Source organism: Rhizobium cerradonense, from assembly GCF_030182455.1.
Classification (GTDB): domain Bacteria; phylum Pseudomonadota; class Alphaproteobacteria; order Rhizobiales; family Rhizobiaceae; genus Rhizobium.
This window is the reverse complement of the sequence record NZ_JAQJCK010000027.1, coordinates 16,596-42,211: the sequence shown is the minus strand read 5'-3', so window position 1 is coordinate 42,211 and position 25,616 is coordinate 16,596. Positions and strand designations below refer to the sequence as shown.

26 protein-coding genes are annotated in these 25,616 nt (G+C 60.6%); 14 read left to right on the top strand and 12 right to left on the bottom strand.

What is annotated here, in order from left to right:
• The first annotated feature begins 149 nt into the window (after positions 1-149).
• Both PH547_RS31035 and PH547_RS31030 read left to right on the top strand, forming a co-directional pair.
• Positions 150-1,607 carry an efflux transporter outer membrane subunit gene (locus tag PH547_RS31035; RefSeq protein ID WP_104821556.1) on the top strand — a complete coding sequence of 486 codons (1,458 nt, stop codon included), beginning with the start codon at positions 150-152 and terminating at the stop codon, positions 1,605-1,607.
• Between the two features lie 744 nt (positions 1,608-2,351).
• Positions 2,352-3,188: an SH3 domain-containing protein gene (locus PH547_RS31030; protein WP_104821555.1), complete on the top strand. Its 837-nt coding sequence runs from the start codon at positions 2,352-2,354 to the stop codon at positions 3,186-3,188.
• A 227-nt stretch (positions 3,189-3,415) separates the two neighbouring features.
• Here the strand turns inward: PH547_RS31030 and PH547_RS31025 are convergent, their stop codons facing one another.
• The 3 genes from PH547_RS31025 to PH547_RS31015 all read right to left on the bottom strand — a co-directional run bounded on the left by PH547_RS31025 (position 3,416) and on the right by PH547_RS31015 (position 4,408).
• Positions 3,416-3,658 carry a DUF982 domain-containing protein gene (locus PH547_RS31025; RefSeq protein WP_104821554.1) on the bottom strand — a complete coding sequence of 81 codons (243 nt, stop codon included), beginning with the start codon at positions 3,656-3,658 and terminating at the stop codon, positions 3,416-3,418.
• Positions 3,659-4,011: 353 nt separating this feature from the next.
• Positions 4,012-4,134: a hypothetical protein gene (locus PH547_RS31020; protein ID WP_260303263.1), complete on the bottom strand. Its 123-nt coding sequence runs from the start codon at positions 4,132-4,134 to the stop codon at positions 4,012-4,014.
• A gap of 85 nt (positions 4,135-4,219) precedes the next feature.
• Positions 4,220-4,408 carry a hypothetical protein gene (locus PH547_RS31015; protein ID WP_104821553.1) on the bottom strand — a complete coding sequence of 63 codons (189 nt, stop codon included), beginning with the start codon at positions 4,406-4,408 and terminating at the stop codon, positions 4,220-4,222.
• A gap of 256 nt (positions 4,409-4,664) precedes the next feature.
• On the opposite strand from PH547_RS31015, the gene PH547_RS31010 reads away from it, so the two are divergent.
• The 6 genes from PH547_RS31010 to PH547_RS30985 all read left to right on the top strand — a co-directional run bounded on the left by PH547_RS31010 (position 4,665) and on the right by PH547_RS30985 (position 13,195).
• Positions 4,665-7,031, top strand: coding sequence for a transglycosylase domain-containing protein (locus PH547_RS31010; protein ID WP_104821552.1), 2,367 nt, complete (start codon positions 4,665-4,667; stop codon positions 7,029-7,031).
• Between the two features lie 293 nt (positions 7,032-7,324).
• Positions 7,325-9,241: a molecular chaperone DnaK gene (gene dnaK / locus PH547_RS31005; protein WP_104821551.1), complete on the top strand. Its 1,917-nt coding sequence runs from the start codon at positions 7,325-7,327 to the stop codon at positions 9,239-9,241.
• A gap of 84 nt (positions 9,242-9,325) precedes the next feature.
• The gene (dnaJ, locus tag PH547_RS31000; RefSeq protein ID WP_104821550.1) at positions 9,326-10,474 is read left to right on the top strand and encodes a molecular chaperone DnaJ; all 1,149 of its coding nucleotides are present in this window, start codon (positions 9,326-9,328) and stop codon (positions 10,472-10,474) included.
• Positions 10,475-10,782: 308 nt separating this feature from the next.
• Positions 10,783-11,910, top strand: a complete 1,128-nt coding sequence (gene recF, locus PH547_RS30995; RefSeq protein WP_285170298.1) for a DNA replication/repair protein RecF — start codon at positions 10,783-10,785, stop codon at positions 11,908-11,910.
• Positions 11,911-11,948: 38 nt separating this feature from the next.
• A complete protein-coding gene (locus tag PH547_RS30990; protein WP_104824934.1) occupies positions 11,949-12,719 on the top strand; it encodes a molybdopterin-synthase adenylyltransferase MoeB in 771 nt (256 codons plus the stop codon).
• A complete protein-coding gene (locus PH547_RS30985) occupies positions 12,716-13,195 on the top strand; it encodes a GNAT family N-acetyltransferase (protein WP_104821548.1) in 480 nt (159 codons plus the stop codon). Before PH547_RS30990 ends, PH547_RS30985 begins: the two co-directional genes overlap by 4 nt.
• Before the next feature lies 1 nt (position 13,196).
• Here the strand turns inward: PH547_RS30985 and PH547_RS30980 are convergent, their stop codons facing one another.
• Positions 13,197-14,198 carry a 2-hydroxyacid dehydrogenase gene (locus PH547_RS30980; protein ID WP_104821547.1) on the bottom strand — a complete coding sequence of 334 codons (1,002 nt, stop codon included), beginning with the start codon at positions 14,196-14,198 and terminating at the stop codon, positions 13,197-13,199.
• 181 nt (positions 14,199-14,379) lie between these two features.
• Here PH547_RS30980 and PH547_RS30975 point away from each other — a divergent pair, with 181 nt between their 5' ends.
• Positions 14,380-14,919, top strand: a complete 540-nt coding sequence (locus PH547_RS30975; protein ID WP_104821546.1) for an SH3 domain-containing protein — start codon at positions 14,380-14,382, stop codon at positions 14,917-14,919.
• Positions 14,920-15,009: 90 nt separating this feature from the next.
• Positions 15,010-15,618, top strand: coding sequence for a cadmium resistance transporter (locus PH547_RS30970; protein WP_245463914.1), 609 nt, complete (start codon positions 15,010-15,012; stop codon positions 15,616-15,618).
• Positions 15,619-15,714: 96 nt separating this feature from the next.
• Here PH547_RS30970 and PH547_RS30965 read toward each other — a convergent pair whose 3' ends face one another.
• Positions 15,715-16,707, bottom strand: a complete 993-nt coding sequence (locus PH547_RS30965; RefSeq protein WP_104821544.1) for an adenosine kinase — start codon at positions 16,705-16,707, stop codon at positions 15,715-15,717.
• 405 nt (positions 16,708-17,112) lie between these two features.
• Between PH547_RS30965 and PH547_RS30960 the strand changes: the two genes are divergently transcribed.
• Positions 17,113-18,057 (top strand): AEC family transporter, encoded by a 945-nt coding sequence (locus PH547_RS30960; protein ID WP_104824933.1) that lies wholly within the window; start codon positions 17,113-17,115, stop codon positions 18,055-18,057.
• Positions 18,058-18,263: 206 nt separating this feature from the next.
• On the top strand, positions 18,264-19,427 hold the full coding sequence (locus PH547_RS30955) for a patatin-like phospholipase family protein (protein WP_104821543.1): 1,164 nt from the start codon (positions 18,264-18,266) through the stop codon (positions 19,425-19,427).
• 69 nt (positions 19,428-19,496) lie between these two features.
• Here the strand turns inward: PH547_RS30955 and PH547_RS30950 are convergent, their stop codons facing one another.
• Positions 19,497-20,078 carry a c-type cytochrome gene (locus PH547_RS30950; RefSeq protein ID WP_104821542.1) on the bottom strand — a complete coding sequence of 194 codons (582 nt, stop codon included), beginning with the start codon at positions 20,076-20,078 and terminating at the stop codon, positions 19,497-19,499.
• Between the two features lie 151 nt (positions 20,079-20,229).
• Here PH547_RS30950 and PH547_RS30945 point away from each other — a divergent pair, with 151 nt between their 5' ends.
• Together PH547_RS30945 and PH547_RS30940 are read left to right on the top strand one after the other, a co-directional pair.
• Positions 20,230-20,985 carry a 3-deoxy-manno-octulosonate cytidylyltransferase gene (locus PH547_RS30945; RefSeq protein ID WP_104821541.1) on the top strand — a complete coding sequence of 252 codons (756 nt, stop codon included), beginning with the start codon at positions 20,230-20,232 and terminating at the stop codon, positions 20,983-20,985.
• A gap of 24 nt (positions 20,986-21,009) precedes the next feature.
• Positions 21,010-21,864 (top strand): prephenate dehydratase, encoded by an 855-nt coding sequence (locus PH547_RS30940; protein ID WP_104821540.1) that lies wholly within the window; start codon positions 21,010-21,012, stop codon positions 21,862-21,864.
• A gap of 206 nt (positions 21,865-22,070) precedes the next feature.
• Here the strand turns inward: PH547_RS30940 and PH547_RS30935 are convergent, their stop codons facing one another.
• The 6 genes from PH547_RS30935 to PH547_RS30910 all read right to left on the bottom strand — a co-directional run bounded on the left by PH547_RS30935 (position 22,071) and on the right by PH547_RS30910 (position 25,588).
• Entirely contained in the window at positions 22,071-22,469 is a 399-nt protein-coding gene (locus PH547_RS30935) for a VOC family protein (RefSeq protein WP_285170297.1), read from the bottom strand.
• 171 nt (positions 22,470-22,640) lie between these two features.
• Positions 22,641-23,009 carry a VOC family protein gene (locus PH547_RS30930; RefSeq protein ID WP_104821538.1) on the bottom strand — a complete coding sequence of 123 codons (369 nt, stop codon included), beginning with the start codon at positions 23,007-23,009 and terminating at the stop codon, positions 22,641-22,643.
• 195 nt (positions 23,010-23,204) lie between these two features.
• Positions 23,205-23,441 carry a hypothetical protein gene (locus tag PH547_RS30925; RefSeq protein WP_283048354.1) on the bottom strand — a complete coding sequence of 79 codons (237 nt, stop codon included), beginning with the start codon at positions 23,439-23,441 and terminating at the stop codon, positions 23,205-23,207.
• An 84-nt stretch (positions 23,442-23,525) separates the two neighbouring features.
• Positions 23,526-24,212 (bottom strand): helix-turn-helix transcriptional regulator, encoded by a 687-nt coding sequence (locus PH547_RS30920; protein WP_104821536.1) that lies wholly within the window; start codon positions 24,210-24,212, stop codon positions 23,526-23,528.
• A gap of 9 nt (positions 24,213-24,221) precedes the next feature.
• Positions 24,222-25,181, bottom strand: a complete 960-nt coding sequence (nudC, locus tag PH547_RS30915) for an NAD(+) diphosphatase (RefSeq protein ID WP_104821535.1) — start codon at positions 25,179-25,181, stop codon at positions 24,222-24,224.
• Positions 25,178-25,588: an HIT family protein gene (locus PH547_RS30910; RefSeq protein ID WP_104821534.1), complete on the bottom strand. Its 411-nt coding sequence runs from the start codon at positions 25,586-25,588 to the stop codon at positions 25,178-25,180. The genes nudC and PH547_RS30910 overlap by 4 nt, the downstream gene beginning before the upstream one ends.
• Between the last annotated feature and the right edge of the window lie 28 nt (positions 25,589-25,616).

Sequence of the window (25,616 nt, the reverse complement as noted above, 5' to 3'; positions counted from 1 at the left end):
CACTGTGCTATTGCAAACTTGTTGATAGATTGACGCCGAATGCTTCGGGTCGTTTGTTGGTATTGCGTAGACAGAAGCGCCGACACACATGGGGGTCACGCTGACCCCGTAAGTTAGTGATCATGTAAAATGAATTGTGGGATAATGTGATGGTATCCATTCGTACTGCCGCCCCCGCCCTGCTGCTTCTTCTGGCAGGTTGCGTCAGCGGCCCCGATCATAAGCCACCGGAAATGCCCCTCGCGGCCAAGTTCTCGGAGGGCGGTACGAAGATCAACGGCGACGTCTCGAGTTCACAATGGTGGACCGCCTTCGGCGATAAGAAGCTGAACACCCTGGCTGAGCAGGGACTTGCAGAAAACCTCAATATCCAGCAGGCGCTGGAACGCATCAATCAGGCGCAGGCGCAGGTCGTCTCGGCCGCAGCCGGCGGAATGCCTAGCCTCCTTGTGTCAGGCGGCAATACGACCAGCGGCCAGAAGGGCGGCCTGCGTACGGAAACCGAAACGCGAAACACCACCAGCGGCGATGCCACGGCTTCGTGGCTGCTCGACCTGTGGGGCCAATATCGTCGCGCCAAGGAAAGCGCCAACGCATCGCTGGATGCGGCCTATTCCAACGTCGACGTTGCTCGCCTGACCTATCTGCAGGATCTGGCGAACAGCTACGTCAACGTCCGCTACTATCAGGCCCTCATCTCGATCGCGCAGGACAACCTGAAGTCCCGCCGCTCAACGCTTGAACTCACCAAGTTCCAGCTCGACGCCGGCGCCGCGTCCCGCCTCGACGTCGTCCAGGCCGAAGGTCTCGTCAATTCGCAGCTTTCTCAAATTCCAGGCCTCGAAATCAGCTACCGCCAGGCGGTGCATCATATCGCGACCCTGCTGAACGTACCGTCGCAGACCATTATCGCCCAATTGCACGGTGGCGGCAGCCAGCCGGTATTCCGCGGCCGCGTCGATACGGGCGTCCCGGCCGACCTCATCCGCAACCGGCCCGACATCCGTGTCGCCGAGCGTAACCTTGCCGCTGCGACCGCTCAGATCGGCGTGGCAGAGGCCCAGCTCTTTCCGACGATCACGCTCGGCGGTTCGATTTCGCCGTCCTACATTCACACGAAGTCCATCAGCGGCAGCCTGACGACCTGGTCGTTCGGCCCAAGCCTGTCGCTGCCGATCTTCGACGGTGGCGCGTTGCGCGCCAACGTCAAGAACGCCGAATCCACCAGCCGCGAGCAGTATATCGTCTGGAAGCAGACCGTGCTGTCTGGTGTCGAACAGGTCGAAAACGCCCTGTCGGCTGTCAGCCGCGATGCTCAGACGGTTGCCGCACTGCGGGCGCAGGTGAAGTCCTATCAGGAAGCCCTCGAACTCTCGACGGCAAGCTACAAGGACGGCGCCTCTTCGCTGCTCGACGTTCTCGATGCGCAGCGCAACGTTTCAACGGCGCAGGAAAGCCTCGCCCAGGCGGTTCAGCAAAGCGCTCTCGACTACATCTCTCTGAACGTCAATATCGGCGCCGGCTACATTCCCGCCAAAAAGGTAACCGTAGCCGCAAAGCCGGATGCCAAGGTCGTCAAGGTCGCTGCCAAGAAGACCGTCAACTAAGGATACCGCCCGGCTTCGTCGGGCGCTTCTCATACGAACCGCCGCAGGAAACTGCGGCGGTTTTTCTTTGGTCGAAATAAATGGGGCCAAATTAAAAATGGCGCGCTCCGCTTCCGCAAAGCACGCCATCGAAAAACAAAAAGGCCGGAGCAAACCGGCCTTTCGTCATCCACCCTCACATCAGTGCCAGTACATCCGTGGTCAAAGGGAAGGTAGAACTGCAGCCAGATTGATCGCGAAAGGTTAACGCAAGGTCAACGTCAGTTCCGCAACCGCCAGGGAATGAAAACGGCTCGCTCTAAGCGCGCCAAGCATCCACCGGCTGTCTGACTGCAGCCCATATCGGGTGGCAAGGTGGCGATTTCAAGGCCGTTAAATTTATTCTCAAAGCCTTATTACTGCAGAACGCGCCATTCCGCGCACTAAAGCCTTAGTAACCCTCAAGATAATAAGTGAAGCTGCCTAAAATTTAATGCAAATTTTGAGAGTTAAGCGCGTATCCGTTCAACCTGCATTCATGCAAATTCTCGTAAAACCGCTGAAAAGATTGAAGGAATAGCGCTGGGCCCTAACCAAATCCCGCGACCGCGCTAACTTTTATCTTATCGAAACTGGAAACGGCGTGCCGGGTCCTGTAACCGCACCGCATGTCCCTTGGTGGATATGCTGGGCAAGCGGGCAACAGCAATCAGCGCAGCCGCCGGGCAATCCTATCCTGCCGGCGACGCGCAAAGGAGAGCATTGATGAGACATAAGCTTCTTGCCGCACTTGCGCTGACCGCATTCATTGCGATCCCGGCAATCGCGGAAGCCGCAGAGGGTTTTTCCACCGCCAACGTCAACATGAGGTCCGGCCCGAGCACGCGGTATCCGGCAGTGACCATGATCCCCATCGGCACACCGCTGGAAATCAACGGCTGCCTCAACGAAACGCCATGGTGCGACGTCTCCTTCTTTGGCGGGCGCGGCTGGGTCGCCGGTCAGTACATCCAGGCAACCTACCAATCGCGCCGCATCTATGTCGGACCGCGATATTACCGGCCGCTCGGCATTCCGACCATCACCTTCAATTTCGATGATTATTGGGATCGTTATTATCGTGGCCGCGACTTCTACCGCGACCGTGACCGCTGGCGGCGCGGACCAGGTTGGGTAGACCGCCGCCCGGGTTGGGACCGCGGATCGGATTGGAACGATGAACCGGACCGCAATTGGGATCGTCGCCCGTACCGAAACCGCGACTGGAGCGACCAGCAGGACAATGATGATTGGCGCCGGCGAAGAGACCGCAATCGCGACTGGGACAATAACCAGGACTGGGGTCGCCAGCAGCCCGACGACAATCAGGGTTGGGGCAACCGTCGGCGTGACAGCAACCGCCAGGACGACCAGCAGCGCCGTCCCCAGCCGCAACAACAAGAGGCGCAGCCGCGGCAGGTGCAGCCTCAGCAGGTGCAACCACAACAGAACAATCCACGGCCGAATGCCGGTTCGCCAGGTCCATATAGCCCAGACCATGTCGATCCCTGCCCGGCAGATCAACCTAATTGCCGTATGACGCCAAGAGGCTCCAACCGGTAATCTTGCCTTCATGGCAGCGAAATGATGAGGCCAGCGACTGACATCGCTGGCCTTTTGCATGGGTTCATTAGGGATCGGAAAATCCGGCCGTTCAGCGGGGATGCGACGGCGAAACCGGGACTGACGATGTGGGGGATGAGCGCGTCTTTAAAGCTGCGCGACGGCGACCGGCGTTCGCCGGCTCAGAAGGGTTGAGCAATCAGGCGGCGTCGAAGCGCCGCGCTGCCTCAATGGATTTTCAAATGCGCTTCGCGCATCGCCGAAATAAACATCTCGCGGGCTTCTTCAGCGGATTTCCGTCCGTCGATCGCAGCTCGGCAGACGCTTCTCGCAGCCACATAAAGCGGACCGCGCCGATCTGGCCAGAGGTTAGCCATGCAATTCAAGGCCTCGGAAGGGCCGGTGACCATCTGAGAGCTGCCTTGAGCGAAACCGATCTCGATCGGGTTGCTCCATTTGATATGTCGCATGAATACTCCTCCTCACGCGCTACCACGTGCTTGGAACCGTCCTGAAGACGGCCGCACAACTCCACTATAACCTCAATCAGAGCATTCGAAAATATGGAACATTGCAAACGCTTCTACCATCTGAAGAGGCAAATTCGCCGGCTGGATGAAGCGGCCGACGAATGAGTAGAGTTTCACGTAAGGATAAAGCTTTTAGCGAGCGTAAAGTTCCAGTGTGACTGGAGCACGCGGCATTTTCCGCCAAACGGGACGATATCAGGATTTTTGCGATCTGGAATTAAACCGTCCCACCCGTAGCGCTACGGATCTATCGGCCGATTGATGATCTCTTTGCGGTGAGCCGCCAAATGCACTTACTTTTCCCGTGCAATCCGCTTGGCATCATCGGCCGAAAAGCCGGCGCGACGGGCCAGCCGTTCCAATCCGAAAATCCGATCGAGCTGATCGATCAGCCACAGTTCAAAGCGTTTCCACATGATAAGGCTCCCCCGCAACGGACCAACTGGTCGCCCAGGATGAACGTCGCGTCCGGCCTATCCATCCGCTCTAGCGAAACAGCTCCTAGCGAAATAGTGGGGGCCTCTGCGCGTTCGACAGCAACTCCTGCTTGGTGGCGAAGTCGCCGAACAGCTTCTTCAGCCGAATTTCCTCTTCCTTGCAAATCCGATGGCGCCGCACGAAATCCTCGACACTCCAGACTTCCCGCAGCTTATTTTCGCCGACCTTCTCGAAGTTGATATGTGAACTCATTTGCTCGCCCTCTTATTTTATGAGGAGAGAATGCACGAGAAAAACAAAAGTTCCTTGAACAAACCCGTTGTGGATGGACAAATGCTGCCGCTGCGACCGGTTAAGGATGTTTTTAATTCCTCCTTAAATCGCCGCATTTACAGTTCACCGGGGCTTTGATGCCCAGGCGGCGTAAACGCGGGGAACGAGCGGGCGCGTAGCGGCCCCGGCACCAGACATCGGAATATGGAACCATCGGGGGTAAGACCGGTCCGCAATGGCAGGCAAAAGCAGATCAGGCCAGAGGATAGAGCCCTCGTTTTCAAGCGGCAGCGAACGCGGCGATGATGGTTTCAGCGCGGGCGAGCGGATTGCCGGCGGCGGGCGCTCTTCCCGGCGCAGCGAGGACCCTCCGCCGGACAGGCCGCGCCGCGCCAAGAGCCGGCGCAAGCAGCCGCGGCGCGAGCGCGGCGGTGGTTTCTTCGGCTTCGTGCGCTCTGTGATTTATTGGAGCCTCGTGCTCTGCCTCTGGGCCGGCATCGGTGCCGCCGGTCTCGTGGTCTATTACGGATCGCGCATGCCGAACGCCAGCACCTGGGCCATTCCCGACCGGCCGCCGAACGTCAAGATCGCCGATCTCGGCGGCAGCATCATCGCCAATCGCGGCGCGACCGGCGGCGAAGCTCTGACGCTGAGCGATATGTCGCCCTATATTCCCAAGGCGATCGTCGCCATCGAGGACCGCCGCTTCTATTCACATTTCGGCTTCGATCCGATCGGGCTTGGCCGTGCCGTGGTGACGAACGTGCTGACCGGGCATGCCGTGCAAGGCGGCTCGACGCTGACACAGCAGCTAGCCAAGAACCTCTTCCTGTCGCCGGAACGCACGCTGGAACGCAAGGTGCAAGAAGTGCTGCTCGCCATCTGGCTGGAGCACAAGTACACCAAGGACCAGATCCTTACGATGTATCTGAACCGCGTCTACTTCGGCGCGAACGCGTATGGCGTCGAGGCGGCGTCACAACGCTACTTCAACAAATCAGCCCGCGACGTCAATCTCGGCGAAGCGGCCATGCTTGCTGGCCTCGTCAAGGCGCCGTCGAAGCTGTCGCCCGCGCGCGATCCCGCCGCGGCCGAGGCTCGCGCCCAACTCGTGCTGCAGGCGATGCGCGACCAGGGCTTCATCAGCGAAGCCGATATCAAGACGGCGATGTCGCAGCCGCCGACGCACGCGACGAGCTATTGGAACGGCGCCCAGAACTATGTCGCTGATATGGTCATGGACCAGCTTCCCGGCCTGATCGGCGGCGCCGTCAAAGAAGATCTGACGGTGGACACCACGATCGACACCTCGCTGGAACAGAAGGCCGAACAGTCCCTGAACGATGTGCTTGCGAAGGACGGCAAGAAACTCAACGCTTCGCAGGCCTCCCTCGTCTCCGTAGATGCAACGGGCGCCATCCGTGCACTGGTGGGTGGGCGGGACTATGCGCAGAGCCAGTTCAACCGCGCCGTCACCGCCAAGCGCCAGCCGGGCTCTGCCTTCAAGCCCTTCGTCTATACCGCTGCGCTGGAAATGGGCCTGACGCCGAACTCGATCCGCAACGACGCGCCGGTGAAGATCGGCAATTGGGCGCCGGAGAATTACGAGCAGAAATATAACGGACCCGTGACGCTCGCCACGGCCGTCGCCCATTCGCTGAACACGGTGGCCGCCCAACTTGCGATGGAAGTCGGACCGGAGCAGGTGGTCAAGGTCGCGCATCGGCTCGGCATTGAATCCGACCTGCAGGCCAATGCCTCGATCGCGCTCGGCACATCGGAAGTTTCGCTGCTGGAGCTGACCTCGGCCTATGCCTCCTTCATGAATGGCGGCTACAAGGCGACGCCGCATGTCATCACCAAGGTGACGACCGCCTCCGGCAAGGTGCTCTACCAGGCGAACTTCGACAATCCGCCGCGGGTTTTGAATCCCGATGTCGTCACCAACATGAACACGATGATGACCGGCGTCATTAATTTCGGCACCGGCAAGGCGGCCCGCATCCCCGGCTGGCAGGCGGCCGGCAAGAGCGGCACCACGCAGTCCTTCCGCGATGCGCTGTTCGTCGGTTTCACCAGCCATCTGACGACGGGCGTCTGGTTCGGCAATGACGACGGCAAGTCGATGAAAAAGGTCACAGGCGGTGGGCTGCCGGCCAAGGCCTGGAAGGAATTCATGGTCGCCGCTCATAAGGGCCTGACGCCGACGCCGATCTTCGGCGGCGGCCAGATCATCGACAATGGCGCGCCGGTGGTAGCATCCGCGCCGAATACCGACCAGCAGACGACGATCGGCTCGATCATCTCCGGCGCACTCGGCGGCAATGGCGGGCAGGCTTCGCTGCAGCAGGGCCAGCCGACGCTCCAGCAACGGCCGGCGCAGCAACCGGTTCAACAGCGCCAACAGCCCGTCGATCAGGCAACGCTGAATGACGATCCCGAGGATCTGCCGCCCGTGGGCCTTGCCGACAACAATCCCTACAGCTCGGACGAGTATGATAACGGCGATATCCCGCCTGCCGATATCGGCGATCCCGGCCCGATAACGGCGACAGTACGGCGGCACCGCTCCTCGCTTCTCGATGTCATCCTCGGGCAATAAGAAGCGATTCCTGGCATTGCCGCTTGCATGGCGGGGGCAAGGCTGATCTGATAGATGGTCGCGCCATTTCCCAAGGGTTCACAACCTCGATGTGGCACTGTGGAATTTGCGCGACAAACCATTCGTTTTGCTGGATTCCGGGTGATTTCCTGCCTTGCAGTCAGTAAAACCGCTACTTATATACGCGGCATCACCGCAGTCATGGCTGCGCAATCCTCAAGACCATCCCGTAAGGGGCTGTCAATGGAATGCCTGACAGGGGTTCCGATAGCTTGCTTCAAGGAGAGAATGACATGGCAAAAGTAATTGGTATCGACCTTGGAACCACGAATTCCTGCGTCGCCGTCATGGACGGTAAGGACGCGAAAGTGATCGAGAATGCCGAAGGCGCCCGCACCACCCCCTCGATGGTAGCCTTCACGGACGACAGCGAACGCCTCGTCGGCCAGCCGGCCAAGCGCCAGGCGGTCACCAACCCCACCAACACCCTCTTCGCTGTCAAGCGCCTGATCGGCCGCCGCTACGAAGATCCGACCGTCGAGAAGGACAAGCACCTCGTTCCCTTCACGATCGTCCGCGGCGACAACGGCGACGCTTGGGTCGAGGCACAGGGCAAGGGCTATTCGCCCGCACAAGTTTCCGCAATGATCCTTCAGAAGATGAAGGAAACCGCCGAATCCTACCTCGGCGAAAAGGTCGAAAAGGCCGTTATCACCGTTCCCGCTTACTTCAACGACGCGCAGCGCCAGGCAACCAAGGATGCCGGCAAGATCGCCGGTCTTGAAGTTCTGCGCATCATCAACGAGCCGACCGCTGCCGCGCTCGCCTATGGCCTCGACAAGAAGGACGGCAAGACGATCGCCGTTTACGACCTTGGCGGCGGCACCTTCGATATCTCCATCCTGGAAATCGGCGACGGCGTCTTCGAAGTGAAGTCGACCAACGGCGACACCTTCCTCGGCGGTGAAGACTTCGACATGCGCCTCGTCGAATATCTCGTTGCTGAGTTCAAGAAGGACAACGGCATCGACCTCAAGGGCGACAAGCTGGCTCTGCAGCGCCTCAAGGAAGCTGCCGAAAAGGCCAAGATCGAACTGTCGTCTTCGCAGCAGACCGAAATCAACCTGCCCTTCATCACGGCAGACGCCACCGGCCCGAAGCACCTGACGCTGAAGCTGACCCGCGCCAAGCTGGAAAGCCTGGTCGACGATCTCGTTCAGCGCACCATCGCTCCCTGCAAGGCCGCCCTCAAGGATGCCGGCGTTACCGCGGCTGAAATCGATGAGGTCGTTCTCGTCGGCGGCATGAGCCGCATGCCGAAGGTACAGGAAATCGTCAAGCAACTGTTCGGCAAGGAGCCGCACAAGGGCGTCAACCCGGATGAAGTCGTCGCACTCGGCGCTGCCATCCAGGCTGGCGTTCTGCAGGGCGACGTCAAGGACGTTCTGCTGCTCGACGTGACCCCGCTGTCTCTCGGCATCGAAACGCTGGGCGGCGTCTTCACCCGTCTGATCGAGCGTAACACGACGATCCCGACGAAGAAGTCGCAGACCTTCTCGACCGCCGACGACAACCAGTCGGCCGTGACCATCCGCGTTTCGCAGGGCGAGCGCGAAATGGCTGCCGACAACAAGCTGCTCGGCCAGTTCGACCTCGTCGGCCTGCCGCCGGCTCCGCGTGGTGTACCGCAGATCGAAGTCACCTTCGATATCGACGCCAACGGCATCGTGCAGGTTTCGGCCAAGGACAAGGGCACCGGCAAGGAACAGCAGATCCGCATCCAGGCTTCCGGCGGTCTTTCCGACGCCGACATCGAAAAGATGGTCAAGGATGCCGAGGCCCATGCTGCCGAGGACAAGAAGCGCCGCGAAGGCGTGGAAGCCAAGAACCAGGCTGAAAGCCTGATCCACTCCAGCGAGAAGTCGCTGAAGGATTACGGCGATAAGGTCACCGAAGCCGACCGCAACGCGATCTCCGAGGCGATCGCAGCGCTGAAGGCAGCGACCGAAGCTTCCGAGCCGGACGCCGAAGACATCAAGGCTAAGACCCAGACCCTCATGGAAGTCTCCATGAAGCTCGGCCAGGCCATTTATGAGGCCCAGCAGGCGGAAGGCTCCACCGCTGATGCGTCGGCAGGCGGCAAGGATGATGTCGTCGATGCCGACTACGAGGAAATCAAGGACGAGGACGACCGCAAGCGGTCTGCATAATCGCAAGCCTCAACAGGTTTTGCTGCAACTCAGATCCGGCTGCCTTAGGGCAGCCGGAAATCCATTTCCGGGGTCTATTCCTTAATGGCAAAAGCGGACTTTTACGACACGTTGGGTGTCGCCAGAACGGCGGACGAAAAAGAGCTGAAAAGCGCTTTTCGCAAGCTGGCGATGAAATTTCATCCGGACAAGAACCCGGAGGATAAGGACGCCGAGCGAAAGTTCAAAGAAATCAACGAAGCCTACGAGACGCTCAAGGATCCGCAGAAGCGGGCGGCCTATGATCGTTACGGCCATGCAGCCTTCGAGCATGGCGGCATGGGCAATGGCGGCGGATTTGGCGGCGGCGGCTTCGGCGGCGGTGGCTTCTCCGACATTTTCGAAGATATTTTCGGCGAGATGATGGGTGGCGGACGCTCGCGCGGGCGCTCCTCCGGCGGTCGCGAACGCGGCGCCGATCTTCGCTACAACATGGAAATCTCGCTGGAAGAGGCCTTTACCGGCAAGACGGCGCAGATTCGCGTGCCGACCTCGATCACCTGCGATGTCTGCTCCGGCTCCGGCGCCAAGCCGGGCACGCAGCCGAAGACCTGCGGCACCTGCCAGGGCGCGGGCCGCGTACGGGCTGCACAGGGTTTCTTCTCGGTCGAGCGCACCTGTCCGACCTGCCATGGCCGCGGTCAGATCATTCCCGATCCCTGCACCAAATGCCACGGCCAGGGCCGCGTGACCGAAGAGCGTTCGCTTTCGGTCAACATCCCGGCCGGCATCGAGGATGGCACGCGCATCCGGTTGCAGGGCGAAGGCGAAGCCGGCTTGCGCGGTGGGCCTTCGGGCGATCTCTACATCTTCCTCTCCGTCAAGCCGCATGAGTTCTTCCAGCGCGACGGCGCCGATCTCTATTGCGCCGTGCCGATCTCGATGACGACGGCTGCCCTTGGCGGCACCTTCGACGTCGCGACCCTCGACGGCACGAAATCGCGCGTCACGGTTCCCGAAGGCACGCAGGTCGGCAAGCAATTCCGCCTGAAGGCAAAGGGCATGCCTGTGCTGCGCTCCAGCCAGGTCGGCGATCTCTATATCCAGATCCAGATCGAAACGCCGCAAAAACTCACCAAGCGCCAGCGCGAGCTGCTGCAGGAATTCGAGCAGATCTCCTCGAAGGACAACAATCCCGAATCAACGGGCTTTTTCGCCCGCATGAAGGATTTCTTCGACACGTTCAGCGACTGAGCTACAAAACAGCGGCGAATCACATTGCTTCACGTGAAACCGGCCGGTGATTCGGCCGGTTTTTTTATTTTGAGGGCGAATCACCCGCCCTCGTGGTTCGAGACGGCCTCATGGGCCTCCTCACTATGAGGGCTGATCTATGCGGTTCGGCTCGGGAGCTTCTCCACCCTCATCCTGAGCCTGTCGAAGGACGCGGGTGGCCCCGCCGTCGCTCCGATGCACCTCTCTTCAATGCCCATCGGCAAAATCCTTGCACTTGCGCAGGGTTCGGCATACGCCTCGGCCATCGACACGAATCCGGATGCCCGATGCCGCACAAGGTTTTCATCTCGCGCCTGAAGCTGACCGACTTCCGCAATTATGCGGCGGCGTCGCTTGTGCTTGACGAGCGGCATGTGGTGTTGACCGGCGACAATGGCGCCGGCAAGACCAATCTGATGGAGGCAGTCTCCTTCCTTTCGCCCGGACGCGGGATGCGGCGCGCGGCCTATGCGGATATCATCCGCGTCGATGCATCCGGCGGCTTTTCGATCTTTGCCGAGCTTGAGGGCATGAATGGCGAAGTCGAAATCGGGACCGGCGTCGACGCGACCGACGAGGCGACGGCGCGCAAGCTCAGGATCAATGGCGCACCGGCCAAGACCGTGGACGAGCTGACCGACCATCTACGCGTGCTCTGGCTGACACCGGCGATGGACGGGCTATTCACCGGCGGCTCCTCCGAGCGCCGCCGTTTTCTCGACCGGCTCGTGTTGTCGCTCGATCCCGCCCATGGCCGCCGCGCCAGCGATTTCGAGCGCGCCATGCGCAGCCGCAACAAACTGCTCGCCGAAGGCCGATTCGATCCGTCCTGGCTTAGCGGCATCGAGGAGCAGATGGCGAGTCTCGGCATCGCCATGGCGCTCGCCCGGCAGGAGATGCTCGGCCTCCTCTCGCGGCTGATCGCGGAAACACGCGAGGCGACGCCCTTTCCATCCGCCGCACTCGAGCTCTCCGGTTTCCTCGACGGGCAATTCGATCGCCCGGCGGTCGATCTCGAGGACAGCTATGCCGAGATGCTGCGCGAAGGACGATACCGCGACGCGGCCGCCGGACGCACGCTTGATGGCCCGCATCGGGCCGATCTGCTGGTGCGTCATCGCGAGAAGCATATGGAGGCGGAGCGCTGCTCGACGGGGGAACAGAAGGCGCTGCTCGTCGGCCTCATCCTCGCCCATGCCCGCCTCGTCGGCAACTTGACCGGCCATGCGCCGATCCTGCTGCTCGATGAAATCGCCGCGCATCTTGATGAAGGCCGGCGCGCAGCGCTCTTCGACCTGATCGACGGGCTCGGCGGCCAGGCCTTCATGACCGGCACGGACAAGGCAATGTTTTCAGCGCTCGGCGAACGGGCGCAATTCTTTACCGTCGCGCATGGCGGCATTTCGAAATCATAGGCGGAGAATTTTCCGCGGAGCGTGATAGTATCATGGCCATGGACCCTTTGACCCCAGACGAAATCGCCCGTTACAAGCGCCACATCCTGCTGCCCGAAGTCGGCGGCGCCGGGCAGCAAAAATTAAAAGCGGCGCGGGTTTTGGTGATCGGCGCCGGCGGGCTCGGTGCGCCCGTGCTGCAATATCTCGCCGCCGCAGGCATCGGTACGCTTGGGATTGCCGATGACGACCGCGTCTCGCTTTCCAACCTGCAGCGGCAGGTGATCCACGATACCGGCACGATCGGCGAGCTGAAGACGCAGAGTGCGGCCGACGCCATTGCACGGCTGAACCCACATGTGCGCACCATTCGCTTCGAGGATCGTTTTTCCATCGAGACCGCCGAGCGGCTTCTCGCCGGTTTCGATCTCATTGTCGACGGTTCCGATAATTTCGATACGCGCTATGCCGCGGCCGACGCGGCCGAGCTGGCGCGCCTGCCGCTGGTGACCGGCGCGGTCGGCCGCTTCGACGGCTCACTGACGACGCTGAAACCTTATGAGGCCAGCGCCGACGGCACGCTGAACCCTGGTTATCGCGACCTCTTCCCCACGCAACCGCCCGAAGGCCTCATTCCCGCCTGCTCCGAGGCCGGGATCATCGGCGCGCTGACAGGCGTCATCGGCACGCTGATGGCGATGGAGGCGATCAAAGTCATTACCGGCATCGGTGAACCGCTGATCGGCCGGCTGCTGCTCTATGACGGGCTCGCCGCCCGCTTCGAAACCATCCGCTATCGCCGCAAGCGCGCCAAGGCCGCGGCCGAATGACCGGTATCACCCTTCAGCGTCTCGACGACAATTTCGGCCGCTGGAATGAGCTGCTTGAGCTCATTCTCGCCTCCTTCGCCTATATGGACGGACGGATCGATCCGCCCTCCTCGGCGCTGTCGCTGACCGCGCAATCGCTCAGGGAAAAAGCGAGAGCCGAAATCGGCTATATCGCATTTGATGGCGATCGATTAGCCGGCTGCATATTCTGCCGTCCGGAGCCGGACAGCCTCTATATCGGCAAGCTCGCTGTTTTGCCGAGCGCACAGGGCAAGGGGATCGGCAGGCGCTTGCTGAGTCTTGCGGAAACGACGGCGCAGGAGCGTGGCCTTCGTGTGCTGCGGCTGGAAACGCGGATCGAGCTAACCGGCAATCACGCCACCTTTGCCAATTGGGGATTCGCCAAAACCGCAGAGAATCGCCACGCCGGCTTCGACCGCACGACGTCGATCGAGATGCGCAAAGCCCTGATTTAATTCAGCGAAATGGCAGCACGCGATTCGGCGGGCGATGGCCGTCGATGAAGGTGCGGATATTGATGATGACCTTGTCGCCCATGTCGATGCGGCTTTCGAGCGTGGCTGAGCTCATATGCGGCAGCAACACCACCTTGCCCTCGTTGGCGAGCTTCACCAGCTTTGGATTGACGGCCGGTTCGTTCTCGAAGACGTCGAGGCCGGCGCCGGCGATCTTGCCTTCGCGCAAAATCTTGATCAGCGCCGTCTCGTCAATGACGTCACCGCGCGCTGTATTGACGATGTAGCTCGTCGGCTGCAGCAGAGCGAGCCGACGCGCCGAAATCAGATGGAAGGTCGCCGGCGTCGACGGGCAGTTGACGGAGACGATGTCGACGCGGGCAAGCATCTGATCGAGGCTGTCCCAATAGGTCGCCTCCAGCTCGTCTTCGGTCGCCAGGCTGACGCGCTTGCGGTTGTGATAATGGATGGAGAGGCCGAATGCCTTGGCGCGGCGGGCGACGGCGGTGCCGATGCGGCCCATGCCGACGATGCCGATACGCTTGCCGTGAATGCGGCGCCCAAGCATCCAGGTGGGCGACCAGCCGGCCCATTCGCCGGGCTTGTCCGTCAGCACGCGCGCACCTTCGGCGAGGCGCCGCGGCACGGCAAGAATCAACGCCATGGTCATGTCGGCCGTGTCCTCGGTCAGGACATTCGGCGTGTTGGTGACGGTGATGCCACGACGGGCCGCCGCTTCGACGTCGATATGGTCGGTGCCGTTGGAAAAGCTGGCGATCAGCTTCATCTGCGGCCCGGCTTCCTCGATCAATGCGGCATCGATGCGGTCGGTGACTGTCGGCACCAGCACATCGGCGGAGCGGATGGCTTCCACAAGCTCGGCCTGCGTGCGCGGCGTATCGTCAATGTTGAGCTCGGCATCGAAGAGTTCGCGCATCCGCGTCTCCACTGCATCCGGCAGTTTACGCGTGATATAGACCTTCGGTTTTTTCTTCGTCGTCATGGCGACCGGCGATGCCTTGTTCAGATGTTATTAACCAAGAAGCAGGATAATTTTCCCGTTCCGAGCATTTCTACCAGACCCGCAGGCGAAGACAAATAAAACTCGTGGGCGCGGCGCAGGGATTTGCCGATAAACCGGAACGATAGGCCGCCTTGGTCATGATGAGCGAACGGAAATCCCTATGCGTGGCAAAGTCCTGAAGTCCTGCGCTGTTTTCGCGATCGGCCTGATGATGGCCGGCGCCACCGCCGATCTTGCCGCGGCCCAGGCCGCCAAGGGACCGAGCGGATTGCCGCTGCCGCGATTCGTCACGCTGAAATCGAAGCGCGTCAACCTGCGCATCGGCCCGAGCGCCGACTACGCCGTGTCATGGCTTTATCTTAAGCAGGGATTGCCGGTCGAAATCATCCAGGAATACGACAATTGGCGCCGCGTGCGTGATGCCGACGGCACCGAGGGCTGGGTCAACCAGTCGCTGCTATCCGGCCAGCGCTCGGCAATCGCCGCGCCGTGGATGAAGGGCAAGGGCAAGGCGGTCTTCGTCAATATGCGCCGCGACGCGCAGCCGTCGAGCACCGTCATCGCCAAGCTCCAGCCGGGCGTGATGATGAACATCCGCGAATGCACTGGCGACTGGTGCCTGGCGACCGCCGACGGCACCGAAGGCTGGGTGGCGCAATCCGAAATCTGGGGCGCCTACCCCGGCGAAGCCTTCAAGTAAAAGAAAGCCCCTCAAAGCTCCATGGTAGCCGCGACCGCGTGATTCTTCGACGCGGCGATGCATCTGGCATCAAGAGCGGGAACGGTGATTGTGGAATATTTGTTCGGGAATCTCGGCATAGCGATCGTCCTGTTTGCATCGACGAACGTGGACGATATTTTTGTTCTGCTCGGATTTTTTGCGGACCGCAAATTCCACCCGCGCCAAATCGTCATCGGCCAATATCTGGGCATTAGCGTTCTTTGCGGCGTAAGCGTGCTCGCCTCCCTGATCTCTCTCGTTATTCCCGCCGCCTATATCGGCCTCCTCGGCTTGGTGCCGATCATTCTTGGCCTGAAGAAGCTATGGACGTTGTGGCAGGGCTTTGAGGCAGAGAGTGATCCGGAAGATCACGAAAAGGCGTCGATCGGGCATGGCAATATCATAGCCGTCGCGGCGGTCACCATCGCGAATGGTGGCGACAATATCGGCATCTACACGCCGCTATTTGCCACGCGCACGAGCGATGAGATCACCATCATCGCCATTGTGTTTGTCGTCATGACGGCTTTGTGGCTCGGCGCCGCGCACTTCCTGGTCAATCACCCGACGATCGGTGCGCCGATCCGTCGCTATGGGTATCGGGTGGTGCCCTTCGTTCTCGTGGCGCTTGGAATTCTCATTCTCCACGAGGCCGGAACCTTTCGGTTGCTATGGTGATAGATTTCGTTTGCTGGCCGTGACACCTCAAGCAAAAGCCGCTGCAGCGGTCTGCTGCGAGCGGCTTTCAATTTCAGCATGAGCCAGTGGGCGAGCTTAAAGAAGCCCGAATTCCTTGCCGGCTTCCGAGAGCGACCGCATCGGCCGAGGGCCGATCTGCTCGATGACGATAGCTGCGGCGAGGTTGCCGAGCTTGCCGCAGTCTTCGAGGCTGCGACCCTGCGTGTAGCCGAAGAGGAAGCCGGCTGCGAAGAGATCGCCGGCGCCGGTCGTATCGACGCGCTCCTCGATCGGATGGGCGTCGACGACATAGCGCTCGTTGCCGCGCACGATGACGGCACCGTCCTTGCCGGTGGTGACGGCGGCGATCTTGCAGTCAGCCGCAATCAGCTTCAACGCCTTCTCGAAATCATCGGTCTCGTAGAGCGACAATGCCTCGTCGCGGTTGGCAAAGACGATATCGACGGTGCCCGAGCGCATGAGATCAAGGAATTCGTGGCGATAACGGCCGACGCAGAAGCTGTCGGACAAAGTCATCGACATTTCGCGGCCATGGACATGGGCGATGCGGGCGCATTCGCGAATCGCCTCCTTGGCGCGCGGCGGGTCCCAGAGATAGCCTTCGAAATAGGTGACCTTGGCGTTGGCGACGACATCTTCCTCGACATCTTCCGGGCCAAGCTCGACGCAGGCGCCGAGATAGGTGTTCATCGAACGCTCGCCGTCCTCGGTGACGAAGATCATGGAGCGGGCAGTCGGCGGGAACGTGCCCTTCGGCTTGGTCTCGTAATGCACGCCCTGGGCGCGGATGTCGTGCGCGAAGATTTCTCCCAACTGATCTTCCGCGACCTTGCCGAAATAGGCCGCCCTGCCGCCGAAATTCGCAACGCCCGCCGCCGTATTGCCGGCGCTGCCGCCGGAGGCTTCGAGCGCCGGACCCATGCGCGAATACAATAGCTCGGCACGGTCGGCATCGATGAGATTCATCGCGGCCTTGGTGATCTTGTTGTCGATCAGGAACTGATCGTTGCAGCGGGAGATAATGTCGACGATAGCATTGCCAACGGTCAGTACATCGAAACGAGTCATCAAAAAGGGGGTCCCGGTATTGGTGATAGCCGGTATCCGGTATTAGCGGTTTTTCCGAAGTTTGGAAGGAAAATCGGTGTCCGATGAGGTAACTAAATCTCAACCAGTCATTTGCCTGTCACTTTCCATCTGTAAACACTTATCAAGTGAACGGGCATGGGATGCGGACAAGGCATTCGGGCCAGTTCTGGGAAGGTATGATACCTTCCGCCTCACCGGTACGCGCGCCGACCACGGATGAACTGGCGGCCTGTGCACCGGGAGGACTCCGGCGGGGCCGGATGCGGGAAAGCGGGCGTGGCCCGCTTTTTTTATTTCCGACCGCTTTTCGGCTTCTCACGTTGCTGCAAGCTGCTACAACTCTGGGATCAAGTCCCAAGATCCCGCCACAGCTCGCTCGCCGGCATGTCCGAAATCTTTTCCGATGTTCTGCCGATTTTCCTGCTGATCCTCGTCGGCTGGTTGATCGTGCGTGCCGGAATATTGACGGCCAGCGTCGGCGAAGCGATGAGCGAGTTCGTCTTCAAGATTGCCGTGCCGCTGCTGCTTTTCCAGACCATTGCTGGCGCGCATTTCCACGGGGCTTCGCCATTCCGATTGTGGATCGCCTATTTTGCCGGCGTCGCGGTCGCCTGGACAGCCGGCCATCTGGCGGCGACGCGCCTATTCGGGCGGGATGCGCGGATCGGGGTGCTCGCCGGTGTGTCGTCGGCTTTCGCCAACAATACCTTCATCGGCCTGCCGCTTGTGAGCCGTGTGGTCGGTCCCGATGGCATCGTGGCGCTATCGATCCTGATCGCTGTGCATCTGCCTGTCATGATGATCGCCGGTACGATGCTGATGGAGCAGGCTGAGCGCAAGGCGAATGGCGGCAGCGGGCGGAGCACAGGCGAGCTACTGCATCAGGTAGGCAGAAACCTTGTCCGCAATCCGCTGGTCATCGGACTTGTCGCCGGCCTCGTCGTGCACCTCATCGGTATTCCCCTGCCGGCAACGCTCGGCAGCGTCGTCGACAGCATCGCCAACACGGCAGGCCCGGCGGCGCTGATTTCGCTTGGCATGGCGCTGCGGCAATATGGTCTTTCCGGCAATCTCGGAATCGCCAGCGTTACCTCGGCGTTCAAGCTTCTGTTGCTGCCGGCCTGCGTGCTTTCGGCCGGCTATCTTCTTGGCCTTAGCTCGCAATGGCGTGAGGCGATCGTCCTCACCGCCGCAGTTCCCACAGGTGTGAACGCCTGGCTGATTGCCAATCGCTTTGGCGTCGGTCACAGTCTCGCGGCCTCGACGATTACGCTGACAACGGCGCTCGGCGTACTTTCAGTGTCACTTTGGGCCTATATGCTCGGCTAGCGACGCGAGCGGCCCGTGTGGATTCCTGTCATCGCGCGGCGCTCCAAGGTGATCTTAGAAAGGTGCAGGCGGCTTTGCGTGAGCTCACCGCCGGTTGAACACTGCGACAATATATCTCCGCCTTCGGAGAAGCAGGCAGGAAAATGGTCATATATTCGCGCACCGCCGCCTTTAACTAAGGGTGGAGCGCAACAAAGGATGGAACCATGAATATTGCAGCTCCACTCACCACCACCAATCCCGCTTCGGCCTATGCGCAGAAGGTCTTCGTCCTGCAGGGCGGCGGTGCGCTCGGCTCCTATCAGGCGGGCGCCTTCGAAGCATTGAGGGAAGCCAATATCGAGCCGGACTGGATCGCCGGGATCTCGATCGGTGCCATCAACGCCTCGATCATGGCGGGCAACGTGCCGGGCCAGCGGCTGGAAAAACTGCGCTCCTTTTGGAACAAGGTCAGCGTGCAATTGCCGGTCGACGTGCTGATGGAGCGCCAACGCGAGACCAGTCGGTTCTACCGCACGGTCAGCAGTTGGTGGGTATCGACCTTCGGCGTGCCCGGTTTCTTTTCGCCCTGGCAGATCCCATCCTGGTTCCAGCCGCGGGGCTCAGCGGGTGCGACCAGTATCTACGACACCGCGCAATTGCGTCAGACCCTGCTCGACCATGTCGATTTCGACCGCATCAATCATGGCCCGGTGCGACTGAGCCTCGGCGCCGTCAATGTCAGAACCGGCAATTTCGCCTTTTTCGACAATAAGGACATCAAAATCAAACCCGAGCACGTCATGGCGAGCGGCGCACTGCCACCCGGCTTTCCGGCGATCAAGATCGGCAATGAATATTACTGGGACGGCGGCCTGGTCTCGAACACGCCGCTGAGTTACGTGCTGAGGAACGCCGCCGAAGTCGACACGGTCGTCTTCCAGGTCGATCTCTTCAGTGCTACCGGCCTGTTGCCGCAGGACCTCGAAGAAGTGGAGGAGCGGCGCAAGGATATCAGCTATTCCAGCCGCACCCGGCTCAACACCGACCTCTTTCTCGAGCGCCACCGTCTGCGCCGTACCATATCGGAGCTTTATGCGCGCCTGCCGGAAGAGGCCAAGGCCGACCCGGAGATCCAGAAGCTGAAGCAACATTGCTGCGATCACAGCGTCACGATCATCCACCTGATCTACCGCAACAAGCAGTTCCGCGCCCATTCGAAGGACTACGAATTTTCGGCGCTGTCGATGCACGAGCATTGGCAAGCCGGCCTGCACGACGCCCGCAAGGCCCTGATCTCGGAAGATTGGCGCGTGCCGCCCGGCGCCGAGGACGGGCTCAAGGTCTACGACCTGGATCAAAAGATGCGGACGCGCAAGCACGCCGTCTGAGCGACTGACCGGCATGCAAAAGCCCGGCCGAGACGACCGGGCTTTTGGCAATCGTTCGCTTGAGGCAGCTTAGTTCGTCGCCGCGGGAGCGTTCGCGTCAGGCAGCGGCTGAGGCGTGTCGGCCAGCGTGCGCAGATAGGCGATGACATTGGCACGATCTTCTTCCTTCGGCAGGCCGGCAAAGCCCATCGCCGTCCCGGCGATGAATTTCTTCGGCGCTTCGAGGAAGTGGTAGAGATGATCGTAGGTCCACTTTTCGCTGCTGCCCTTGGAAAAATCCTTCATGGCGGAGGAATAGGCAAAACCTTCGTGCGAGGCGATCGGACGATCGACCACACCCCAGAGATCCGGACCGACCTTGTTCGGCCCGCCCTTGGTGCCGTCATGACAGGCCTGACACTTCTTGAAGATCGATTCGCCGGCCTTCGCGTCGGCCTTTTGCAGCAATTGCGCGATCGGCGTTTCCTGCTTGGCGGCGGCTCCCTTGCCGCCGGCGCCGGCAGACGTTTCTTCAGCGGCGATAATTGCGAAGCCCGGCTTTTCCGGCGTTTCTGAATGGAAAATAAATCCCGACGCGAGCGACACGGACTTCAGCACAAAAAGTGTGGCCAGAAGTGCCCCGACACCCATGTTCACGTAGGATGAATTCATCTGCTATGCTCCCCTCGCCTCCGGCAGCGGCTGCCGGCCCATCTTGAATTCGCGCGAAACCTATGTCTTTTGGCAGTTTCTTGCAACTCTCTAAACGGTCTCCACCGTGAGACTTTTTGACACTTTTCCGGCAGGAATAGAAGGCCCAACAATGACAGATCCCAACTTAGACAAGACGCTGGTGCTCATTCCGGCCCGGATGGCCTCCACCCGCCTGCCGGGCAAGCCGCTCGCCGATATTTGCGGCCTGCCCATGATCGTACAGGTTGCCAAACGGGCGCGCGAGGCGGCGATCGGTCGCATCGTCGTCGCCGTCGACCACGAGGACACCTTTGCCGCCGTTGCGAATGCCGGCTTCGAAGTCGTCATGACGCGCAAGGATCACCAATCCGGCTCGGACCGGATCTATGAGGCCCTGCAGGCCGTGGATCCCGAGGGTCATGCCGAGATCATCGTCAACGTCCAGGGCGATCTGCCGACCGTCGATCCCGAAACCATCCGCGCGTCGCTGCGCCCGCTGGAAGACCCAGCCGTCGATATTGCCACGCTGACCGTCGAGATCAAAGACGAGGAAGAAAAGAAGCTGCCGAGCGTCGTCAAGGTTGTCGGCTCGCCCGTTTCGGACAGCCGTCTGCGCGCACTTTACTTCACTCGCGCCACCGCTCCCTACGGCAACGGGCCGCTTTATCATCACATTGGCCTCTACACCTATCGCCGCGCCGCGCTGGAAAAATTCGTCAGCCTCGGCCCTTCGACGCTGGAAAAACGCGAATCACTGGAGCAATTGCGGGCGCTGGAAGCCGGCATGCGCATCGATGTCGAGATCGTTGACACAATACCGCTCGGTGTCGATACTCCCGCCGACCTCGAAAAGGCCCGCCGTATCCTTTCCGGCGCCTCTCTCTGACGGAATTTCCCCAAAGGCAGTCCAATGATCACCAAGACCAACAAGATCTCTTTCCAGGGCGACTACGGCGCCAATTCCGACATGGCCTCCCGTGACATGTTCCCGACGATGGAGCCGCTGCCTTGCCAGACCTTCGAGGACGCCTTCACCGCCGTCGACAATGGCGAAGCCGATCTCGGCATGATCCCGATCGAAAACACGATCGCCGGCCGGGTCGCCGATATCCATCATCTGCTGCCGGAATCGCGGCTGCATATCGTCGGCGAATATTTCATGCCGATCCATTTCCAGCTCATGGTGCTGCCAGGTGTGAAGAAGGAAGAAATTCGCACGGTGCACAGCCACATCCATGCGCTTGGCCAGTGCCGCAAGATAGTGCGCGCCAATGGCTGGAAGCCGATCATCGCCGGCGATACGGCGGGGGCGGCCAAGCTCGTGCAGGAAACCGGCGACCGCACCATGGCCGCCCTTGCGCCGCGGCTGGCGGCCGACCTCTATGGGCTGGAAATCGTTGCGGAAAATGTCGAGGATACCGAGAGCAACGTCACGCGCTTCGTCATCCTGTCGCGTGACGAAAACTGGGCGCAGCGCAGCTCGACCGAGGAAAAGATCGTCACCACCTTCGTCTTCAACGTGCGCAACATTCCGGCCGCGCTCTACAAGGCCTTGGGCGGCTTTGCCACCAACGGCATCAACATGACCAAGCTCGAAAGCTATCAGCTCGGCGGCCGTTTTGTAGCGACGCAGTTCTATGCCGATATCGAGGGCCATCCGTCCGATGCCCATGTGCGCCGCGCGCTGGAGGAATTGCGGTTCTTCTCCGAGAAGGTCCGTATTCTGGGCGTTTACAAGGGGCATCCGATGCGGGGCGATCTCTAAGTCTGATCCTTTAAGTTTAATGGCGTCGGAGGCCGCCTCGTCCTTCGAGGCTTCGCTCTTCGAGCTCCGCACCTCAGGATGAGGCGGGGGAGAATTTCGCTATTGACCCAAAGGGTTAGCCCTCATGGTGAGGTGCGAAGGCCGCCGGGCTGCAGCCTCGAACCGCGAGGGCGGGTTGCGGTACCCTTATGGTTGCCACCGAGCGGCTATTCCGCAGCCTTGGTGACGACCTCGATACGGTGCCCATCCGGATCGATGACAAAGGCTGCAAAATAATTCGGCCCGTAATGAGGCCGAAGATCAGGCGGCCCGTTGTCCTTACCGCCATGGGCGAGCGCTGCTTTGTGAAAGGAGACGATGGCATCACGGCTTGGCGCGACAAAGGCGAGATGGAAGCCCGGACCTGGCGCGTGGGCTTCCTTGCCACGCAATTTGATGGCGAATTTATCGCCCCCACCCGGCGGGCCGTATCCGATCGCCTGGTTGGGATCGCCGGGGTTCAAGTCTTCCCAAACCCTGACATAGCCGAGCGGTGCGAAGGCGGCGTCGTAAAAGGTGGCGGCTCTCTCGATATCTGAGACGCCGAATGAAATATGATGCAGCAATTGTTCCTCGCATTGCTCTGAATTTATCGATCAGTCTCTTCTGCGAATGCACCTCACCATGACGTGGACCATGTTCCGTGGCGGAGCATACAGGATCAGCCCTCATGGTGAGGTGCGAAAGCCCAAAGGGCTGCAGCCTCGAACCACGAGGGCGGGTGACCTGGTCACAATTCACTTATCCGGCTCACAAACCCTGAGACGATGACCGTCGGGATCGAGCACGACGAAGGTCGGGCCGAAATCCATGGTCGTCAGTTCCTGCGCAATCGGCAGGCCGCGGGCTTTCCAGTCCTGGTAATGTTCCGCGACCGCGCCTTCGCCTTCGACCATGAAGGCGAGTTCACCGCGATTGCCGATGGCCGAGGGCTGCGGCTCGACGTTGCTGCGGCGCCAGAGGCCGAGGGTGAAACCATTGTCGAGCGGGAAGGCAGCGAAATTCGGCGCGGCAACGGCGGGCTCGCGGCCGAGCAGGTCGCGATAGAAAGGCACGCTTTCGGCCGGGTCCTTAACGTAGAAGATGATGAGATTCGGGCTTGTCATTTGGATATTCCTCTCAATTTAGGGGGATATAAGGGCATGAAGATGCGGTCCGGCAGGCGAGGCCTGCCGGTGTCAGAAGATTTGGATGTTTATGGAGATGCGTTTCTAAAGCGCATCGAGATCTGTCAGAATAGCCTTCTCTGGCCTTAAACTCTTGATTTTACGAATGTCTTTATCGCCGAAATCGCTTCGGCCTTAGTGCATCCGTTCTTCCTCACGGTATGGCGCGTGGCCGTCCAGAAAGCCCAGATCGCGCTTGACCAAATCAGACGCTCCCTCGAGATCGAGGTGATTTCGGCTGCCGACAAAATAGCCCAGTGCAACCCGCAAGAAGCGGGCGGGCCATGTCGGCACAGAGAGATCTTTGCCTTTGCGCGCCTCGATGACGCCGCGATGCGTTTGTTTCGTGACGATGAAAGCGTGGCTTGCCATGATCGGTCCTCCTTCCTGCTTGGGATGGTGCCCATCATAGTCGTACCTACTGACAGTTTCTGGCAGTAGCGTTGCTCTTGAGGATCAATCGTGAAGCATGCCCTCCCGGGCATTCCATTCCCTCGCCAGCGTAACACGGCGTCGCGGGTAGCGTGCGTCCAGCACCGCAAAATCGACGATGCGGTCGGCGCGGAAATGACGAAAATCCTGGCGCAGCTCGCACCAGGCCATGATGATGCGCGCATTATCGAAATAGCCGAGCGCGAAGGGCCAGATGCGCCGGGTCGAGATAGCGCCGTTGACGTCGCCATAGGTCAATTGCACCATGCGTTCGCCGCGGATCGCCTTGCGCATCAGGGAAAGATCAGCCTTATCCTCCGTTATGCGGCGCGTTGCGACGACCACCGCCGCCTGATCGACCGCCTCGCGCATTTCGGCGGGCAGCACCGCAGCGATCTTGGCAAGAGCATCGGCGCCGGCGGCGGCCAATCGCGAATCGGTTGCGCGTGCGACCCATCTCGATCCCAGCACCAGCGCCTCGATCTCATCCTGCGAAAACATCATCGGCGGCAGCATGAAGCCGGGCTTCAGAACATAGCCGATGCCAGGCTCGCCTTCGATCATGGCACCCTGCGTCTGCAGGCTGGCGATATCGCGATAGAGCGTGCGCAGGCTGACGCCAGTCTCGTCGGCAAGGGTCGCGCCGCTGACCGGACGTCGGTAGCGCCTGAGCGTCTGCAATAGGGTCAGCAGCCGTTCCGAGCGCGCCATGACGAGCGCCTATCGCTTCCATTCCACCCAGTCGCGCATCAGGCGATGGGCGATGGCGCCCTTGGGTGGCGAGGTGTTACCGGAGGCCGAGACGCGATCGAGCATGGCAAGCGTCTCTTCCGGTGTGAACCAGCGGCAGTCATCGAGCTCGGCGGTGTCCATATGGATCTCCCTCGACTTCGCCTCGGCATAGCAGCCGATCATCAGGGAGTGCGGCATCGGCCAGGGTTGCGAGGCATGGTAGCGCACACGGCCAATGCGGATGCCAGACTCCTCATGCGTCTCGCGACGCACGGCATTTTCGATGGTTTCGCCCGGTTCGACAAAACCGGCGAGACAGGAATACATGCCGGGTGCGAAATGATGGCTGCGGCCGAGCAGGCAGAGATTTTTCTCCTCGTCGATCGTCAGCATGATGACGACCGGATCGGTGCGCGGAAAGATCATGTGTTCGCAGGCCGTGCAGACGCGCTTGTAGCCGCCGATTCGGCTTTCCATGACCGAGCCGCATCGGCCGCAGAACCGATTGTCGTGGTTCCAGCGGATAAGGCTCATGCCCTGCGCCGCTTCGCCGAGAATTTCACCTTCGAGCAGGAGATCGCGCCAAAGCGAGCGCATGTCGGCGGGCTTGTAGTGGCTGGCGAGATCGTCGGCATTGATGCGCACCGGCACGGCCAGTCGCGGTTCGCCGGTCTTGCGGTAACCGAGCAGCACCGCCGCCTCCCAGTCGGGATCGAGTTCCTGCAGTTCGTAGCGCGCAAACAGCGGATCGAGCACCTGGCCGTCATGTTTCAGGACCAGCCTGTCCCTGGCGAAAGCAAGGATATGCGTGCCGTCCTTGGAAAGAGCTCGCTCGACCGATTCCTCGTCGCGGTGCTCGGCGTCCCGGTTAAGCTGGTTTTCCGCAAAGGCGGTGAGGCTGCTGGCTTCCGGGTGGGGGGCATCCGTAGAGAAGATGGAATGGTTCATTGTGAAAGCGTTTCCCGCAACTTGGCTATGAAGCTGTTCATATCTTCGTCCGCATAGGGTTCCGCTTTGCCGTAGCCCCAGATCGGGCCGGGCCAGTTCGTGTCCCCTTCGAACCGCGCAATGACATGAACATGAAGCTGACGGACGATATTTCCAAGGGCCCCGATGTTGATTTTTGTCGCTCCGGTCACCGCCTTCAAGGCGGCTGCGACCTTATTCGTCTCGAAGGTCAACAGCACCTGGTCGAGCGGTGTCAGCTCGAATATTTCCGACATGCCGGGCCGACGGGGCACCAGCAACAGCCATGGCCAGCGGCGATCCTTCATCAGCCGCACGTCGCAAAGGCCGGTAATGGCGACGGAAACGCTGTCATTCGCCAGACGATTGTCGAGCGCAAAATCCTGCAATGGGTTGTCCTCCAGTGTTTTATCAAAT

Coding starts and splice junctions, on each gene's coding strand:
- PH547_RS31035 (WP_104821556.1), top strand. CDS start 150: ATGGTATCCATTCGTACTGCCGCCCCCGCCCTGCTGCTTCTTCTGGCA.
- PH547_RS31030 (WP_104821555.1), top strand. CDS start 2,352: ATGAGACATAAGCTTCTTGCCGCACTTGCGCTGACCGCATTCATTGCG.
- PH547_RS31025 (WP_104821554.1), bottom strand. CDS start 3,658: ATGCGACATATCAAATGGAGCAACCCGATCGAGATCGGTTTCGCTCAA.
- PH547_RS31020 (WP_260303263.1), bottom strand. CDS start 4,134: ATGTGGAAACGCTTTGAACTGTGGCTGATCGATCAGCTCGATCGGATT.
- PH547_RS31015 (WP_104821553.1), bottom strand. CDS start 4,408: ATGAGTTCACATATCAACTTCGAGAAGGTCGGCGAAAATAAGCTGCGG.
- PH547_RS31010 (WP_104821552.1), top strand. CDS start 4,665: ATGGCAGGCAAAAGCAGATCAGGCCAGAGGATAGAGCCCTCGTTTTCA.
- dnaK (WP_104821551.1), top strand. CDS start 7,325: ATGGCAAAAGTAATTGGTATCGACCTTGGAACCACGAATTCCTGCGTC.
- dnaJ (WP_104821550.1), top strand. CDS start 9,326: ATGGCAAAAGCGGACTTTTACGACACGTTGGGTGTCGCCAGAACGGCG.
- recF (WP_285170298.1), top strand. CDS start 10,783: ATGCCGCACAAGGTTTTCATCTCGCGCCTGAAGCTGACCGACTTCCGC.
- PH547_RS30990 (WP_104824934.1), top strand. CDS start 11,949: ATGGACCCTTTGACCCCAGACGAAATCGCCCGTTACAAGCGCCACATC.
- PH547_RS30985 (WP_104821548.1), top strand. CDS start 12,716: ATGACCGGTATCACCCTTCAGCGTCTCGACGACAATTTCGGCCGCTGG.
- PH547_RS30980 (WP_104821547.1), bottom strand. CDS start 14,198: ATGACGACGAAGAAAAAACCGAAGGTCTATATCACGCGTAAACTGCCG.
- PH547_RS30975 (WP_104821546.1), top strand. CDS start 14,380: ATGCGTGGCAAAGTCCTGAAGTCCTGCGCTGTTTTCGCGATCGGCCTG.
- PH547_RS30965 (WP_104821544.1), bottom strand. CDS start 16,707: ATGACTCGTTTCGATGTACTGACCGTTGGCAATGCTATCGTCGACATT.
- PH547_RS30960 (WP_104824933.1), top strand. CDS start 17,113: ATGTCCGAAATCTTTTCCGATGTTCTGCCGATTTTCCTGCTGATCCTC.
- PH547_RS30955 (WP_104821543.1), top strand. CDS start 18,264: ATGAATATTGCAGCTCCACTCACCACCACCAATCCCGCTTCGGCCTAT.
- PH547_RS30950 (WP_104821542.1), bottom strand. CDS start 20,078: ATGAATTCATCCTACGTGAACATGGGTGTCGGGGCACTTCTGGCCACA.
- PH547_RS30945 (WP_104821541.1), top strand. CDS start 20,230: ATGACAGATCCCAACTTAGACAAGACGCTGGTGCTCATTCCGGCCCGG.
- PH547_RS30940 (WP_104821540.1), top strand. CDS start 21,010: ATGATCACCAAGACCAACAAGATCTCTTTCCAGGGCGACTACGGCGCC.
- PH547_RS30930 (WP_104821538.1), bottom strand. CDS start 23,009: ATGACAAGCCCGAATCTCATCATCTTCTACGTTAAGGACCCGGCCGAA.
- PH547_RS30925 (WP_283048354.1), bottom strand. CDS start 23,441: ATGGCAAGCCACGCTTTCATCGTCACGAAACAAACGCATCGCGGCGTC.
- PH547_RS30920 (WP_104821536.1), bottom strand. CDS start 24,212: ATGGCGCGCTCGGAACGGCTGCTGACCCTATTGCAGACGCTCAGGCGC.
- nudC (WP_104821535.1), bottom strand. CDS start 25,181: ATGAACCATTCCATCTTCTCTACGGATGCCCCCCACCCGGAAGCCAGC.